Source organism: Tenacibaculum ascidiaceicola (assembly GCF_047470925.1).
In the GTDB taxonomy this organism is placed as follows: domain Bacteria; phylum Bacteroidota; class Bacteroidia; order Flavobacteriales; family Flavobacteriaceae; genus Polaribacter; species Polaribacter discolor.
This window is the reverse complement of sequence record NZ_JAZKJP010000009.1, coordinates 1-17167: the sequence shown is the minus strand read 5'-3', so window position 1 is coordinate 17167 and position 17167 is coordinate 1. Positions and strand designations below refer to the sequence as shown.

Sequence of the window (17167 nt, the reverse complement as noted above, 5' to 3'; positions counted from 1 at the left end):
GTGCAAATGTATAACTATATATACGTTTCTACAAACTTTTTTGATAAAAAAATTACCTATTCTGGATACTCAACTCGTAAGTGGTAGATATTCATTAACTTATTCTTAATAATTTTTTTAATTTTTTCTATTTCTCTAAAAGTAATATCTGAATTTATGAACTGATTATCGTTTTTTTGCTTGTCTACAATTCTATCAATTAATACATCGATAGATTGTGCTGTTGGATTTTTTAAACTTTTTGAAGCTGCTTCTGCTGCATCACACATCATTAAAATTGCTGTTTCTTTTGAAAATGGAATTGGCCCTGGATATTGAAACTTTTGAATATCAACATCTGGATTATTTTCTTCTTCTTGCTTGTAGAAATAATAAGTAACACTTGTTCCGTGATGTGTACGAATAAAATCTATTATTCTATCTGGCAGCTTATGCTTTTTTGCTATTTCAATACCGTTAATTACGTGATCTAAAATAATACGTGCACTGTCTACTGGTAATAAATCATTATGTGGATTTACGCCTGTAGATTGATTTTCGGTAAAATACATTGGATTCGCCATTTTACCTATATCATGATACAATGCTCCTGTTCGCACCAACATTGAGTTTGCTCCTATTTCATTAGCCGCTGCTTCAGCCAAATTAGCTACCTGCATAGAGTGTTGAAACGTTCCTGGTGCTTTTTCATTCAAATCTCTTAATAGTTTTGAATTTGTATTAGAAAGCTCTAACAAGGTTACATCAGAGACCAACCCGAATAGTTTTTCATAAAAATAGATAAAAAACACTGCTAAGAACGATAATAATCCATTGGCTGCAAATAGTCCAAAGTACATCCAATTTATTTTATCTGCATTTCCTTCCTTTAAAATGGAAAAAGCAAAATAGGTAACCATATAAATTAATGTAATTTGCCCTATAGACATAAATAGACTTGCTCGTTTATATAGTTCAGACACTGTTAATATTGTTACAATTCCTGCAATAATGTGTAAGTAAATAAACTCAAAACTATTTGGCACAATAAATCCTAATAGCAACACTGTTAGTACATGGGTAAACAAACCTAATCGAGCATCAAAAAAAGCTTTAAGTACAATTGGCAAAATACTTAACGGAACAACATATAGGTAATCTGAATTGTATTTTACCACCATAGTTTGTACAAAAATCATTAAAAAGATGTTGAAGAAAATAAAAGTTACTTTATTATTATCGTTAAAAGTATCAAACCTATATCTTTCAAGAAACAATAATAACATTAGCAATGCCAAGGCTACTAAAATCGTATACCCAAATACAATCCAATAATAATTTGATTTTGTCCAAATTCTAGAACTTGATGCTACTTCGTATGATTTTAAAACATTATATTTTCTTCCTTCTACAATATCTCCTTTTAAAATAATTAATTCTCCTTTTGATACTTTTCCTTTTGCATAAGAAATACTTTGTAAGCGTTCATTTAACTCCTTTTCACTATACTTATAATCGTACGTTACATTAGGTCGTAAGTTACTTGACAAATAATTAATGAGCAGGCGTTGTTTATAATACTGAAGTCCTTCTGTATTGGTTCGTAAAAAACTTAAAATATCTTTTGATTGTACTAATCTTGAAAATGGAACATCATCTATAGAATTCCCTTTTCGTAAGACCACTACATCCCCTCTACTAGCTTTATCAATACTTGCATCATCTAAAAAACCATACAAGTATATTTTATCGATAAGTTTTCCTCCTTTTTTAATTATATCTCTAATCGCGCTAGTTGATAAAGAGTCTAGGCTTGTAACTTGATTGGTAAATGAACGTAGTACTTCTGTTTTTATTGATGTATCGACTACAAAATATTTTTTGGATCCACTTTCAAGTTCCTTTTTCTCTTCTGCTATTTCTTCTGGAGTTTTTTGAATAGCAAAATCAAAAGGAGCATATAAATTATCATATTGCCAAGGTTTTCCTTGTGGAAAATCATACTTAAACTGTCCTCCCTTAGGAAACAAGTATACTATGGCAATTACTGTTATTAAGAACAACAATACTTTGTAAATTATCGTGTTATTCTTGTACAGTCTGTTGATTAAATCGTTCATTTTTGATGTTTATAAAATGTAAATATAACCTTTCTCTATTATTTGAGTACTTGTTATAAAATGGTTATTTTCGCAAAACAAATCTTAATACAATTCACCCAATACATGAAATCAATAGTAGAAAAATAATTATTAAGCACTTAACAGCTTTATTATTTTAGTCGTTTTTGGTTATTGGGATAAATAAAAATTAACAAATAGTAGCACATGAAAGAAGTAGTAATAGTATCGGTTGCAAGAACTCCAATTGGTAGTTTTTTAGGAACATTATCAACTACACCTGCACCAAAATTAGGTGCTGTAGCCATTAAAGGAGCTTTAAATAAAATTAACTTAAAACCAGAAATGGTTGAGGAAGTTTTTATGGGTAATGTAGTTTCAGCAGGTTTAGGACAAGCACCAGCTCGTCAGGCTGCAATCTTTGCAGGAATTCCTGATACTGTACCTTGTACTACTGTTAACAAAGTTTGTTCATCAGGAATGAAGTCTATCATGTTAGCTGCACAAACTATTGCTTTAGGTGATGCAGAAATTGTTGTAGCTGGAGGTATGGAAAACATGAGTATGATTCCACATTATCAACATGCTAGAACAGGTTCTAAATTCGGACCTATTAAGATGGAAGATGGAATGCAAAAAGATGGGTTAGTTGATCCTTATGAGCAAGTAGCTATGGGTGTTTGTGCTGATGAATGTGCTGTTGAATATGAATTTTCAAGAGAAGATCAAGATGCTTTTGCTATTGAATCATACAACCGTTCTTCAAAAGCTTGGAGTGAAGGTAAATTTGCTGATGAAGTTGTTCCTGTAGAAATACCTCAACGTCGTGGTGAGCCTATCATTTTTTCTGAAGATGAAGAATTTAAAAACGTAAAAATGGATAAAATTCCTGCTTTACGTCCTGCTTTCACAAAAGAAGGTACAGTAACTGCTGCAAATGCTTCTACTATTAATGATGGTGGTGCTGCATTAGTATTAATGTCTGCTGAAAAAGCTGCTGAATTAGGATTAACTCCACTAGCAAAAATTAAAGGTTATGCTGATGCTGCTCACGAACCAAAATGGTTTACAACTGCTCCTGCAAAGGCATTACCAAAAGCCTTAGCTAAAGCTGGGGTTTCTATTGATGATGTTGATTATTTTGAATTAAACGAAGCTTTTTCTGTAGTTGGATTAGCTAACATGAAAATTTTAGGTTTATCAGCTGACAAAGTAAATGTAAATGGTGGTGCGGTTTCGTTAGGACACCCGTTAGGAGTTTCTGGAGCTAGAATTATTATTGCCTTAACTTCTATTTTAAAACAAAACAATGCTAAAATTGGTGCTGCTGGAATTTGTAACGGTGGTGGTGGTGCTAGTGCAATGGTTATTGAAAGAGTTTAATTGTTTTAAAAGCCCCTATTAGTAGATGTCTTTCGGAATTTGTAATTTGAGTATTGTTCCTCTTCGATTAGAACCTTCTGATGCTTCAGAAATGGTGAATCAAGTTGTTTTTGGTGAACATTTTGAAGTCTTAGAAAAATCTAAAAAGTGGAGTAGAATCCGTTTAGCTTTTGATAATTATGAGGGATACATCGATAATAAACAATACGAAGAAATTTCAGAAGAAACACATACTCTTTTATCTAAAGAGAAAAAGCACTATGCTGGTGAATTAATTGATTTTATTACTGATAATAATAGTAACTTAACTACTATTCCTATGGGAGCTCGTCTTCCATTATTTAAGAATAGTAAAATAAACATTAACAACACTTCCTTTTTATATGAGGGCAAAGTATGTAATAGCAAACTGGCTAAATCTTCAATTGTAGAAACTGCTTTTTTATTCTTAAATGTTCCTTATTTGTGGGGAGGTAAATCGCCTTTTGGTATTGACTGCTCTGGTTTTACACAAACTGTGTATAAGTTATGTGGGTACAACTTACTTCGTGATGCTAAACAACAAGCAACTCAAGGAGAAGTATTGAGTTTTATTGAAGAGAGCGAACCTGGTGATTTAGCTTTTTTTGATAATGAAGAAGGTATAATTACTCATGTGGGGATTATTATGAATGATTACAATATTATACATGCTCATGGAAAAGTTCGTATTGACAAGTTAGACCATAGCGGTATTTATAATGTTGACACACAACAACACACTCACAAACTTAGAGTTATAAAACGTTTAGTTGATTAAAAACTAATTCTATAACATAAAAAAAACCGAAACTTTAAAAAGTTTCGGTTTTTTTTTATTATCTGAATAATTTCTTATTTCATTGATTTATACAGCTCTCTGTATTCAGAAGCTTTATCACTCATTTCTAAAACTTCATATAAATTCATTAAAGTTTTTACAGTTTCTACATTTCTATTTAAACTGTCAGCTTTTTCTAAGAATGGTATAGCTTCTTTATAAACTTCTTTTTGTTTTGCTGCTAACTCATCATACTTTTTAAAATTTGATAAGTTTTTATTCATTTCTTCAACAATAGCTTTTTCTTTATTTAAAACCACTACTGCTAAATTCATGTAAGCATCAGCATAATCTGGTTTTAACTCAACTGCTTTAGTGTAATACTTCTTAGCATCATCTACTCTTCCTTCATTGAAGTTTACAACACCTAAGTTATAATATAAAGTTGGATTTTCTGGATCTAAAGCCACAGCTTCATTCATCAACTCTCCAAACTTATCCATTTTACCCATATCAACATAAAGTTGAGCTTCATTTAAAATTAAATTTAAATCCTTAGGATTAGAAGCACGAGCATCTTTAAAAGCAGCAATAGCCTCATCAGTTTTTCCTTGCTCTTTTAATATTAAAGCTACATTTTTAACAATTGTTGCTGATTTTGACTCTGAAGATTTAGTCTCTGGTTTTACATAACCTCCAGTTTTCACCATTAGATCTCTTCTAGCTTTGTCATTGCCGAAACTCTCTACTTTTCCGGTTGCCTTATCAGTAGCTACATATTGTTTTTCAACACCTGTATAACCTATTTTTTGCAACTCTCTATAATACTCAATTGCTTTATCATAGTCTTTAGCTTGAGTAGCTGAAACCGCAGCATTATAAGCAAAAGAAGTATCCGTAGGACTTAATGTATATGTTAAGTAGAAGTCTTCAGCAGCACCTTTATAGTCTTTTTTATTATTATATAAGTCTACTGCTTTATTTGACACCTCTTGAATCATTTGATTTAAAATAGGTTTAGCTTCGTCTGTATACTTATTCTCTTTCATTGCTATTAAAGCATTCAAAGCCTCTCCTGCCTTCTTGTAATCTTTTTTAGCAGCTAATGCTTTTCCTTTTAAGAAATAGAATTTAGACTTATATTTATCTTCACCGTTCATCATTAAAGAACCCTCAATAGCGTTAAGGGTACTTAATGCTGCAGTAAAATCTTGTTTTTTTATAGCCTTCTCAGCAGCTTTAAGTTCTGATTTTTGAGCAATTGCCCCTAACGACATTAATCCTAAAGAAAGGGCTAAGATTTGTTTTTTCATCTTTGTTATGATTTATTTATTGTTGTTCTTGACTTTCATTCGTTTCATTTTCAATTTCCGTGCCATTTTCTTCTTCATCTTTTTCGTGCATAACTTTTGCTACTGCAGCAATATCGTCATTATCTTTAATATTGATTAACTTAACTCCTTGAGTTGCTCTACCCATAACGCGTAAATCTTCTACAGCCATTCTGATAGTTAACCCAGATTTATTAATAATCATTAAATCGTTAGAGTCATCAACATTCTTGATAGCGACTAAATTACCAGTTTTTTCTGATATATTCAACGTTTTAACTCCTTTACCTCCACGGTTTGTTATACGGTAATCTTCTAAATTAGAACGTTTTCCATATCCTTTTTCTGAAACTACTAAGATATTACTTTCCATATCGTTTACAGCTACCATACCAATTACCTCATCATTTTCATGTGACAATGTAATACCACGAACTCCTGAAGCTGTTCTTCCCATCGGACGTGTTTTGGCTTCTTCGAAACGAATTGCCTTTCCAGATTTAAGTGCTAACATTACTTGGCTATCTCCAGTAGTTAACTTTGCTTCTAATAACTCATCTCCTTCTTTAATGGTAATAGCATTAATACCATTAGCCCTTGGACGAGAATATTGCTCTAAAGGTGTTTTCTTAACCTGACCACGTTTGGTAGCCATAATAACGTAATGATTGTTGATGTAATCTTCATCTTTTAAATCACCTGTTACTAAGAACGCTTTTACCTTATCGTCTGGTTCAATATTTATTAAGTTTTGAATAGCTCTACCTTTTGTATTCTTTCCTCCTTCTGGAACTTCGTACACACGCATCCAGAATACTTTTCCTTTTTGAGTAAAGAACAACATATATTGGTGGTTGGTACCTACAAATAAGTGTTCTAAGAAATCTTCATTACGAGTAGTTGCTCCTTTTTGTCCACGTCCTCCTCTATTCTGAACTTTATATTCATCTAAGTTTGTACGCTTCACATAACCAGCATGCGAAATAGTTACTACTACTTTAGAGTTAGGAATCATATCTTCGATTCTCATATCTCCTCCTGCATATTCAATTACTGAACGACGATCGTCACCATATTTCTCTTTGATGTGTAATAATTCATCTTTAATAATTTGGTAACGTCTTGGTTCATTAGCAAGAATATCTTTTAAATCTGCAATAGTCTTAATGATTTCATCATACTCAGAACGTAGTTTGTCTTGTTCTAGTCCTGTTAACTGACGTAAACGCATTTCAACAATGGCACGTGCTTGAATTTCTGTTAATTCAAAACGCTCCATTAATTTTTCACGTGCTTGATCGGCATTTGAAGAACCTCTAATAATTGCAATTACCTCATCAATATTATCCGAAGCAATGATTAATCCTTCTAAAATATGAGCACGAGCTTCTGCTTTCTTTAATTCAAATTCTGTTCTACGAACAATTACTTCATGTCTGTGTTCAACGAAATAATGTATTAACTGCTTTAAATTTAATTGCTCTGGGCGACCTTTTACTAACGCAATATTATTTACACTAAACGATGTTTGTAATTGTGTATATTTAAATAACTTGTTTAAGACAATGTTAGGAATTGCATCACGCTTTAATATATAAACGATACGCATTCCTTTACGGTCAGATTCATCACGAATACTTGCAATACCTTCTAACTTCTTTTCATTAACCAAGTCAGCAGTTTTCTTAATCATTTCTGCTTTATTCACTTGGTAAGGAATCTCAGTTACAACGATACACTCACGTCCTTTTACCTCTTCAATAGTAGCTTTAGCACGCATTACAATACGTCCGCGACCTGTATGGAAAGCATCCCTTACACCATCATATCCATAAATAATTCCTCCAGTAGGAAAGTCAGGTGCTTTGATGTGTTGCATTAACTCATCAATCTCAATGTCTCTATTATCAATATAGGCAATAGTACCATTAATAACTTCTGTTAAGTTATGTGGTGCCATGTTTGTTGCCATACCTACTGCAATACCTGACGCTCCATTAACTAATAAGTTAGGAATACGTGTTGGTAATACCGTTGGCTCTTGTAAAGTATCATCAAAGTTTAACTTATGGTCTACAGTATCTTTTTCAATATCAGACAACATTTCTTCTGATATTTTCTGCATACGCACCTCAGTATAACGCATTGCTGCAGGGCTATCACCATCAACAGAACCAAAGTTTCCTTGCCCATCAACCATCATATAACGCACACTCCAATCTTGTGCCATACGCACCATAGAGTCGTACACCGAAGTATCTCCGTGTGGGTGATACTTACCAAGCACTTCTCCTACAACTCTTGCAGATTTTTTATATGCTCCTGTAGCTTTAATTCCTAATTCATGCATACCAAATAATACTCTTCTATGCACTGGTTTTAAACCATCTCTTACATCTGGTAATGCTCTCGATACTATCACCGACATAGAATAGTCGATGTATGCTGACTTCATTTGCTCTTCAATGTTGATAGGTATCAACTTTTCGCCATCTGCCATATATTTTCTTTTAAAATATTAGTATTTATTTTCGTCAAAAAAGTGAATTTTACACTCGATAAAACTCACTTTTAAAATGCTTTCTAGTTCTCTGCATTTTCTAAAACATTGCAAGATACTATAACCCTCAGTTTTACACAAAAAATATATAGACTGTTTTGCGGTTATTTATTAACAATTTTATAAGGTTATTAAACATTAAAACGCCTTATTTTACTCGTCAGAATGTCAGTTAAAAACTATTGGCACCTTTTTTGTAATTTTTAAGAAAAAAACTTACTAACTTTACAGAGACAGAAAATAAATTTATGGACGATAATTTTTCACCACAGGTTAGAGATGTGATCACTTTCAGTAAAGAGGAAGCCTTACGACTAGGACATGACTTTATTGGAACGGAACATCTTTTGTTAGGTTTGATTAGGAAAGGTGACGGAAAAGCCATTGAAATATTAACAACTTTTGATGTTGATTTAGATTTAGTTCGCAATAAACTAGAAAAGCTAAATCCTACGACCCCATCTTTAACAAGCCCTCAAAGGAAGAGTTTACATCTTACCAGACAAGCAGAGAAAGCTATAAAAACAACGTTTTTAGAAGCTAAATTATATCAAAGTAACGCAATAGACACTGCACATTTACTACTGTGCATCTTACGTAACGAGAATGATCCTACCACAAAACTACTTCAAAAATATGATGTAGATTATGAGCAGGCTAAAAACTTGTACAAAGAGCTACATGTAGATGATGATACGTTTATTTCACCTATAGGAGAAACTCCATCTGATGATGAGTTTGCTGACGAAAAGTCAAATCCTTATGGTCAACAACCACAAAAAGGAAAACAAGTTAAAAAGTCTAAAACTCCTGTTTTAGATAACTTCGGACGTGATTTAACAGCCCTAGCAGTTGCAGGAAAGTTAGACCCTGTTGTAGGTCGTTTAAAAGAAATTGAGCGTGTTTCTCAGATTTTAAGTAGACGAAAAAAGAACAATCCAATGCTTATTGGTGAACCAGGTGTTGGTAAATCTGCTATTGCAGAAGGATTGGCTTTACGTATTGTAGATAGAAAAGTATCTCGAATCTTATTCGATAAACGTATTGTTTCTCTTGATTTAGCCAGCTTGGTAGCTGGAACAAAATATAGAGGTCAGTTTGAAGAACGTATGAAAGCGTTGATGAATGAGCTAGAAAAGAATGATGATATCATATTATTTATTGATGAGATTCATACAATTGTTGGTGCTGGTGGAGCTACAGGTTCATTAGATGCTTCTAACATGTTAAAACCAGCTTTAGCAAGAGGAGAAATTCAATGTATTGGTGCAACTACTCTTGATGAATATAGAACTAACATTGAAAAAGACGGTGCTTTAGAACGTCGTTTTCAAAAGGTAATCGTAGATCCTACTACCGTTGAAGAAACCATACAAATTTTACATAATATTAAAGGTAAATACGAATCGCATCATCATGTTACTTTTACTGATGAAGCTATTGATGCCTGTGTAAAATTAACCAATCGTTATATGACTGATCGCTTTTTACCAGACAAAGCTATTGATGCTTTAGATGAAGCTGGGTCAAGAATTCATATTACAAACATTGTAGTTCCGCAGCAAATTTTAGAATTAGAAGCGAAACTAGAAGAAATTAGAGGACGTAAAACTAAAGCGGTAAGCGGACAAAAGTATGAAGAGGCTGCAAAGCTTCGTGATGACGAAAAGAATATAGAAACAGCCTTAGAATCTGCACAACACCAATGGGAAGAAGATTCTAAACTTCATAGAGAAACTGTTACTGAAGATAATGTTGCTGAAGTAGTATCAATGATGACAGGAATTCCTGTAAATCGTGTTGCCGAAGCAGAAAGTAGCCGTTTGGCAGAATTACCTCAATTAATAAAAGGTAAAGTAATTGGTCAAGATGAAGCTGTTACTAAAGTTGTTAAAGCTATACAACGTAACCGTGTTGGATTAAAAGATCCTAACAAACCAATTGGGTCTTTTATCTTCTTAGGTTCTACTGGTGTTGGTAAAACACAGTTAGCTAAAGTACTAGCGCGTGAGTTGTTTGACTCTGACGATTCTTTAATTAGAATTGATATGAGTGAATACATGGAGAAGTTTGCCATTTCTCGTTTAATTGGTGCACCTCCAGGATATGTTGGTTATGAAGAAGGTGGACAGTTAACCGAAAAAGTACGCCGTAAACCTTATTCTGTAATCTTATTAGATGAGATTGAAAAAGCGCATCCTGATGTATTTAACATGCTGTTACAAGTCTTAGATGACGGACACATAACTGATAGTTTAGGTCGTAAAATAGATTTTAGAAACACCATTATTATTATGACTTCAAATATTGGAGTTCGTAAACTTAAAGATTTTGGTGGTGGTGTTGGTTTTGGAACTGCTTCTAAAAAAGAACAAGAAGATGCACACGCTAAAAGTATTATTGAAGGTGCTTTAAAGAAATCGTTTGCTCCTGAGTTCTTAAACCGTATTGACGATGTTGTAATCTTTAACTCATTAGAGCGTGAAGATATTCATAAGATTATTGATATTGAATTAGACAAATTACTAAGACGTATTGATGATTTAGGTTACAAGCTACACTTAAGTGAGAAAGCCAAAGATTATATTGCCGATAAAGGTTTTGATAAACAATATGGTGCTCGACCATTAAAAAGAGCTATTCAGAAATACATTGAAGATGCATTAGCTGAAGAAATTGTAAACTCAAAACTTGATGAAGGTGACACCATCTTTATGGATTTAGATGAGAAAGACAAAAAACTCATCATAAAAATAGAAAAAGGCGAAAAACCAAAAGAGACTCGTACCGAAATAGACGAAGACCAATAAAATAAAAATCCCGAGCAAAACACTCGGGATTTTTTTATCCCTCAGATTTTACCCCTGCTCATAAACTAGTTTCATTTATCCCTAATAATTGAACTTGATAAGACTGAAAAGATTAATTATAACAACTAAACTATGAACTCAATAAATGAAAACCAAATTACCCCTTCAAGAATCATGGAGGTAGGTATGGGTTTTTGGGCTTCAAAAACTTTACTTACTGCAGTTAAAATGGGGGTATTCACACATTTAGGCAAAGGGGGATTATCAGGAAAAGAAATTCAAGATAAGCTCAAACTTCATGATAGATCTCTTTACGACTTTCTTGACACATTAGTTGCTTTAGGCTTCTTACAACGTTCTGGATTAAAAGAAAGCGCTATATATAGTAATTCTGAAGACTCCAATTTGTTTTTAGATAAAAACAAACCAAGCTATATGGGAGGTATATTGGAAATGTCTAACAACAGATTGTATCCTTTTTGGAACAACCTAGAAGAAGCTTTAATTACTGGAAAACCACAAAACGAGGCAAAAAATGGTGGCAAACCGTTATTTGAAGCAATTTATGCAGATGAAAATAAGCTCCGAGAATTTATACACGGAATGTCAGGTGTTCAGGCTGGAAATTTCATAAAATTAGCTCGTGATCTTGATTTTTCTAAATACAACACGCTATGTGATGTTGGTGGTTCTGGAGCATATTTATCAATACAAATAGCTAAAAATAACCCACATATAAAATGTATCTCTTTTGACCTTCCTGCTGTTGAACCAATAGCAAAAGAAAATGTAAACCATTTTGGCTTAAACGACAAAATAGAAACTCGCTCAGGTGACTTCTTTACTGATGAATTACCCAAAGCAGACGTTATTACCATGGGAAACATTCTTCATGATTGGGGTACAAAAGATAAATTAATGCTCATAAAAAAAGCCTATAATGCACTACCTAAAGATGGTGCACTAATCATTATTGAAAATATTATTGATAATGACAGAAACAAAAATACTTTTGGTTTAATGATGTCGCTAAACATGATTATTGAAACAGATGAAGGCTACGATTTTACACTCTCAGATTTTAATAAATGGGCAAAAGAGGCAGGTTTTAGCAATACTAGAATGATGCATTTAACAGGCCCTACAAGTGCCATTATTGCCGTTAAATAATTTTAAAAACTAAAAAACGTCATACCAAAATAAACGAAGATCAATAAAAATCCCGAGCAAAATACTCGGGATTTTTTGTTCTACTATTTTCTTACTTCAACAAGAAGAAAGTAAAAATTAGTACTTTTAAAACTTACAACTACTAATAATTAAAACACATTAGCATTAACACAACTGCAAAATGAATAAATACTGCATTCTTTTCATTACACTTTTTATTCTTTCATGTGCTGGTAACACATCTTCAGAAAAAACATTAAAAACAAACACTCTATCAAAACAAAGTATAAGTAATGTTTCCATTGTAATTCTTGGAACTATTCAAGACGCAGGCTCTCCTCAAATTGCATGCAAAAAAGAGTGTTGTGCTAATCTTTTTAAGAATCCTGATAAAAAAAGACAGGTAACTTCATTAGGAGTAATTGACAAACAACATCAAAAAACCTACTTGTTTGAAGCAACTCCAGATATTGCGTTACAAATGAAGACACTTACTAAATTAGAAGGTAAAAGTGATAAAGAAATTGCAGATGGAATATTTTTAACACATGCTCATATAGGGCACTATACAGGTTTAATGTTTTTAGGTAAAGAAGCTATGGATGCTAACAAAGCACCTGTGTATACTATGCCTAGAATGAAAGAGTTTCTATCAGAAAATGGTCCTTGGGATCAATTGATTACTCGAAAAAACATAGAGCTTCATCAAATAGAAAATGAAAGACCAATTGAGTTAACCAAAAACATCAAGGTTACTCCGCTTATTGTTCCTCATAGAGATGAGTATTCTGAAACCGTGGGCTATCGCATAACTGGCCCTAATAAAAGTGCTTTGTTTATTCCTGATATTGACAAGTGGGAAAAATGGGACAAAAACATTATTAATGAAATTAAAAAAGTAGACTATGCTTTTTTAGATGCTACTTTTTATAGTGGAAAAGAAATAAATAGTAGAGATATTAGCCAGATACCACATCCTTTTATTGTTGAAAGTTTAGATAAGTTTAAAGGTTTAAGTAAACAAGAAAAGAACAAAATTATCTTTATTCACTTCAACCATACAAACCCTATAATAAATCCTACTAGTGAAGAAAGTAAATTTGTAACATCACAAGGATATAGAATTGCAGAAATTGAAACTGTTTTTGATTTATAGCAATCACTTCTTTTTATCTTTGTAAACCTAACAACTATAATTAAAAACACTATGACACTCACAATCAAAAACATGGTTTGCAATCGCTGTATTATGGTAATTCAAAATGAATTAGACAAGCTAGGTGTGGGTGTAAAGAATATTAAATTAGGTGAAGTTACACTTGAAAAAGAGCTTACTTCCGAAGAAAGAGAACATTTAAACAAAACCTTACTTAGTTTAGGGTTTGAGATTATTGACGATAAAAAAAGTCGCATTATTGAAAAGATTAAAAACCTAATCATCAATTTAGTGCACCATCAAGACAGTGAAACAAAAATCAATTTATCTGAATTATTAAGCAACGAACTACATCACGATTACAACTACCTATCTAACCTTTTTTCTGAAGTAGAAGGTACTACTATAGAAAAGTATTTTATTGCCCAAAAAATAGAAAAGGTAAAAGAGTTACTTGTTTACGATGAATTATCGTTGAGTGAAATTGCTTTCCGTTTACACTATTCAAGCGTAGCGTACTTAAGTAATCAGTTTAAAAAAGTAACAGGATTAACCCCGAGCCACTTCAAAAAAATCCGTAAAGACAAACGCACACCGTTAGACGAGGTGTAAATCTTATAAATCAATTACAAAATTCCACAATAAATTTTCTTTACCTTATTGCCAACTTTGTAGCATACAAATTCATACAAGAAAAAAATGGCAACAAATAATAATAAAGATATCATTTACCTCCCCTTAGAAGGTGTGGAAAGTGAACACTGTGCTTTAATCGTTGAAAAAGGGTTAGCAAAGGTTAATGGAATTGAAACTCATAAAGTAGAACTAAACAACCGAAGAGCTGCCATTACAGTTAGTAGCGAAGAAGTTCTTGCTAATGCCGTTACTACTATAAAAGATTTGGGGTACGGTGTTACTACTGTTAAAAAAGTTTTTCCAGTATTGGGTATGACCTGCGCCTCTTGTGCAGGAAGTGCTGAAAGTATTGTTAGCTTTGAATCAGGCGTAGTTAATGCTTCAGTAAATTTTGCTAGCGGAAACTTAACGGTAGAATACCTTCCTAATATGACCAATGCTACAAAACTGCAAAAAGCTGTACAAGGTGCGGGTTATGATTTGTTAATTGAAGACGAAACCAAACAGCAAGAAACCTTAGAAGCAATTCACGAAAAGAAATTCAACCAATTAAAAACTAAAACCATTTGGTCGGTAATACTCTCGTTACCTGTGGTTATTATTGGTATGTTTTTTATGAATATGCCTTATGCAAACCCTATTATGTGGGCCTTCTCTACCCCAGTGTTGCTATGGTTTGGTAAAGACTTTTTTATCAATGCATGGAAACAAGCCAAACATCGTTCTGCAAATATGGATACCCTAGTAGCCTTAAGTACGGGTATTGCTTATATATTTAGTGTATTTAACATGGTATTTCCTAAGTTTTGGGAATCTAGAGGATTAGAAGCACATGTATATTTTGAGGCTGCTTCAGTTATTATTGCATTTATTCTTTTAGGAAAATTATTGGAAGAAAAAGCCAAAGGAAATACCTCATCTGCCATTAAAAAATTGATGGGTTTACAACCTAAAACCGTTGTTGTGATACAACCTGACGGAACGGAAAAGCAAACTGCTATTGAAGAAGTGAACGTAGGTGATATTATTCTTGTAAAACCAGGAGAAAAAATTGCGGTAGATGGTATGGTTACTACAGGAAGCTCGTATGTAGATGAAAGCATGTTAAGTGGTGAACCTGTTCCGGTACTAAAAGAAGAAAATGAAAAAGTATTTGCAGGAACCATTAATCAGAAAGGAAGTTTTCAGTTTAAAGCTGTTAAAGTTGGAAAAGAAACCATGCTTGCTCAGATTATTAAAATGGTGCAAGATGCACAAGGTAGTAAGGCTCCTGTACAAAAATTAGTTGATAAAATCGCCAGTATTTTCGTACCTGTAGTTATGAGTATTGCTGTTATTACATTTATTATATGGTTTGTTTTAGGTGGAGATAACGGAGTTGTTCAAGGATTATTAGCTGGTATTACGGTACTGGTTATTGCATGCCCTTGTGCTTTAGGACTTGCTACTCCTACCGCTATTATGGTGGGTGTGGGTAAAGGTGCTGAAAACGGTATTTTAATTAAAGATGCTGAAAGCCTTGAATCTGCTAAAAAAGTAAACGCTATTATTTTAGACAAAACAGGAACTATTACCGAAGGAAAGCCAGAAGTTACTGGTATATCTTGGTTACAGAATAATGATACTGCTAAGAACATTCTTTTAAGTATTGAGAAAAAATCTGAACACCCATTAGCAGAAGCTGTTGTAAAGTTTTTAGGAGATACTTCCACTACCCCACTAACAAATTTCGACAGTATTACGGGGAAAGGTGCTAAGGCAGATTATAATGAGGAAACCTTTTTTGTGGGTAATAAAAAGTTATTGGCTGAAAATAAGATTACCATAGCGGAAGAACTTTTAAAACAGGCTAATGAATGGAGCAAACAAGCCAAAACAGTTATTTGGTTTGCTAATAATAAGGAAGCACTTTCTGTACTTGCTATTTCAGATAAAATAAAAGAGACCTCAGTACAAGCTATTAAGGAGCTACAGGCTATGGATATTGAGTTATATATGCTTACGGGTGATAACGAAGCTACTGCAAAATCTATCGCTAAAGAAACAGGTATTCAACATTATAAAGCTGAAGTATTACCACAACATAAAGCCGACTTTGTAAAAGAATTACAACAACAAGGAAAAACTGTTGCCATGGTTGGTGATGGTATTAACGATAGTACTGCGTTGGCTACTGCTGATGTTAGTATTGCCATGGGAAAAGGTAGTGATATTGCAATGGATGTTGCTAAAATGACCATTATATCATCCGATCTAAGTAAAATTCCGCAGGCTATAAAACTATCAAAACAAACGGTGGCGACTATTAAACAAAACCTATTTTGGGCATTTATTTATAACCTTATTGGTATTCCTATTGCAGCTGGTATTTTATACCCAATTAATGGTTTCTTATTAAATCCTATGATTGCTGGTGCAGCTATGGCTATGAGTAGTGTTAGTGTGGTTAGCAATAGTTTACGTTTAAAATGGAAAAAATAACAAGTATTTCGGCACTAACAAGTCAAGTGTCGGAATATTTCAAACCTTACTTAGTAAGTAAATCTGTAAATCTCATAAATCAATCTTTAAATTGTACAACAAAAAATAACGGTGTTGTGCTGAAATTTGTAGTATTCAATAACAAGTAAATTTTTAATATAATGGAAAGCAATAAAGAACTAAAATTTAAAACTAACCTTAACTGCGGAGGTTGTGTATCAAAAGTACAAGCTGATTTAGATAATGCTGAAGGTATTTGCCATTGGAATGTAGATACTAATTTTGATGACAAAATTCTTACCGTAAGTTCTAAAGGAATTACTGCGGATGAAGTAATTGCTATTGTAAAAAGTAAAGGTTTTAAAGCAGAGCCTTTAGTATAAAAACAATTACGCGACTCTCACTTACGGTACAAATTAAAACAAGCGAGAACACCTGTGCTTTTGTTGGCTGTTAAGTTAACTATTTATAAAACTTTACACTTAAATACACTCCTCTTTGGGGTGTATTTGTTTTTTAAAATGGTTTCTTTATACACCACAGCACCTAACAAACATTTTTCTACACAATACGAATATTTTACCTTTTTACTTGTTTGAAGTTGCTCCCCTTAGGCAGTGAATGACACTCCCCTTAGGCGGGGAGCATCGTTCCCCTTACCGAGGGAGTGTCACTCCCCTTAGGCAAGGAGTGTCGACCCGATTAGGCTTGGGGTGGCGACCCGATTAGGCTTGGGGTGGCG

11 protein-coding genes are annotated in these 17167 nt (G+C 33.1%); 8 read left to right on the top strand and 3 right to left on the bottom strand.

Features of this window, described 5'->3' with window-relative positions:
* Positions 1–56: 56 nt before the first annotated feature.
* Positions 57–2099, bottom strand: a complete 2043-nt coding sequence (locus VBY68_RS09670) for an HD family phosphohydrolase (protein ID WP_415269595.1) — start codon at positions 2097–2099, stop codon at positions 57–59.
* A 207-nt stretch (positions 2100–2306) separates the two neighbouring features.
* On the opposite strand from VBY68_RS09670, the gene VBY68_RS09665 reads away from it, so the two are divergent.
* Together VBY68_RS09665 and VBY68_RS09660 are read left to right on the top strand one after the other, a co-directional pair.
* Complete coding sequence (locus VBY68_RS09665) at positions 2307–3482, top strand: acetyl-CoA C-acyltransferase (RefSeq protein WP_415269594.1); 1176 nt, start codon at positions 2307–2309, stop codon at positions 3480–3482.
* A gap of 25 nt (positions 3483–3507) precedes the next feature.
* Positions 3508–4281: a C40 family peptidase gene (locus VBY68_RS09660; protein WP_415269593.1), complete on the top strand. Its 774-nt coding sequence runs from the start codon at positions 3508–3510 to the stop codon at positions 4279–4281.
* A 74-nt stretch (positions 4282–4355) separates the two neighbouring features.
* Here VBY68_RS09660 and VBY68_RS09655 read toward each other — a convergent pair whose 3' ends face one another.
* The gene (locus tag VBY68_RS09655; RefSeq protein ID WP_415269592.1) at positions 4356–5594 is read right to left on the bottom strand and encodes a tetratricopeptide repeat protein; all 1239 of its coding nucleotides are present in this window, start codon (positions 5592–5594) and stop codon (positions 4356–4358) included.
* Positions 5595–5610: 16 nt separating this feature from the next.
* Positions 5611–8112, bottom strand: coding sequence for a DNA gyrase subunit A (gene gyrA, locus VBY68_RS09650; protein ID WP_099214145.1), 2502 nt, complete (start codon positions 8110–8112; stop codon positions 5611–5613).
* 308 nt (positions 8113–8420) lie between these two features.
* On the opposite strand from gyrA, the gene VBY68_RS09645 reads away from it, so the two are divergent.
* The 6 genes from VBY68_RS09645 to VBY68_RS09620 all read left to right on the top strand — a co-directional run bounded on the left by VBY68_RS09645 (position 8421) and on the right by VBY68_RS09620 (position 16808).
* Entirely contained in the window at positions 8421–10982 is a 2562-nt protein-coding gene (locus tag VBY68_RS09645) for an ATP-dependent Clp protease ATP-binding subunit (RefSeq protein ID WP_099214144.1), read from the top strand.
* 132 nt (positions 10983–11114) lie between these two features.
* A complete protein-coding gene (locus tag VBY68_RS09640; protein ID WP_415269591.1) occupies positions 11115–12152 on the top strand; it encodes a methyltransferase in 1038 nt (345 codons plus the stop codon).
* 181 nt (positions 12153–12333) lie between these two features.
* Entirely contained in the window at positions 12334–13308 is a 975-nt protein-coding gene (locus tag VBY68_RS09635) for an MBL fold metallo-hydrolase (RefSeq protein WP_415269590.1), read from the top strand.
* Between the two features lie 51 nt (positions 13309–13359).
* The gene (locus VBY68_RS09630; RefSeq protein WP_099214141.1) at positions 13360–13920 is read left to right on the top strand and encodes a helix-turn-helix domain-containing protein; all 561 of its coding nucleotides are present in this window, start codon (positions 13360–13362) and stop codon (positions 13918–13920) included.
* An 87-nt stretch (positions 13921–14007) separates the two neighbouring features.
* Positions 14008–16425, top strand: coding sequence for a heavy metal translocating P-type ATPase (locus tag VBY68_RS09625; protein ID WP_415269589.1), 2418 nt, complete (start codon positions 14008–14010; stop codon positions 16423–16425).
* A gap of 161 nt (positions 16426–16586) precedes the next feature.
* Positions 16587–16808, top strand: a complete 222-nt coding sequence (locus tag VBY68_RS09620) for a heavy-metal-associated domain-containing protein (protein ID WP_099214139.1) — start codon at positions 16587–16589, stop codon at positions 16806–16808.
* Positions 16809–17167 lie beyond the last annotated feature (359 nt).

What these genes read in the sequence shown, in the direction of transcription:
- VBY68_RS09660 (WP_415269593.1), top strand. Translation starts at nt 3,508, where the DNA reads ATGTCTTTCGGAATTTGTAATTTGAGTATTGTTCCTCTTCGATTAGAA.
- VBY68_RS09640 (WP_415269591.1), top strand. Translation starts at nt 11,115, where the DNA reads ATGAACTCAATAAATGAAAACCAAATTACCCCTTCAAGAATCATGGAG.
- VBY68_RS09665 (WP_415269594.1), top strand. Translation starts at nt 2,307, where the DNA reads ATGAAAGAAGTAGTAATAGTATCGGTTGCAAGAACTCCAATTGGTAGT.
- VBY68_RS09655 (WP_415269592.1), bottom strand. Translation starts at nt 5,594, where the DNA reads ATGAAAAAACAAATCTTAGCCCTTTCTTTAGGATTAATGTCGTTAGGG.
- gyrA (WP_099214145.1), bottom strand. Translation starts at nt 8,112, where the DNA reads ATGGCAGATGGCGAAAAGTTGATACCTATCAACATTGAAGAGCAAATG.
- VBY68_RS09635 (WP_415269590.1), top strand. Translation starts at nt 12,334, where the DNA reads ATGAATAAATACTGCATTCTTTTCATTACACTTTTTATTCTTTCATGT.
- VBY68_RS09620 (WP_099214139.1), top strand. Translation starts at nt 16,587, where the DNA reads ATGGAAAGCAATAAAGAACTAAAATTTAAAACTAACCTTAACTGCGGA.
- VBY68_RS09630 (WP_099214141.1), top strand. Translation starts at nt 13,360, where the DNA reads ATGACACTCACAATCAAAAACATGGTTTGCAATCGCTGTATTATGGTA.
- VBY68_RS09670 (WP_415269595.1), bottom strand. Translation starts at nt 2,099, where the DNA reads ATGAACGATTTAATCAACAGACTGTACAAGAATAACACGATAATTTAC.
- VBY68_RS09625 (WP_415269589.1), top strand. Translation starts at nt 14,008, where the DNA reads ATGGCAACAAATAATAATAAAGATATCATTTACCTCCCCTTAGAAGGT.
- VBY68_RS09645 (WP_099214144.1), top strand. Translation starts at nt 8,421, where the DNA reads ATGGACGATAATTTTTCACCACAGGTTAGAGATGTGATCACTTTCAGT.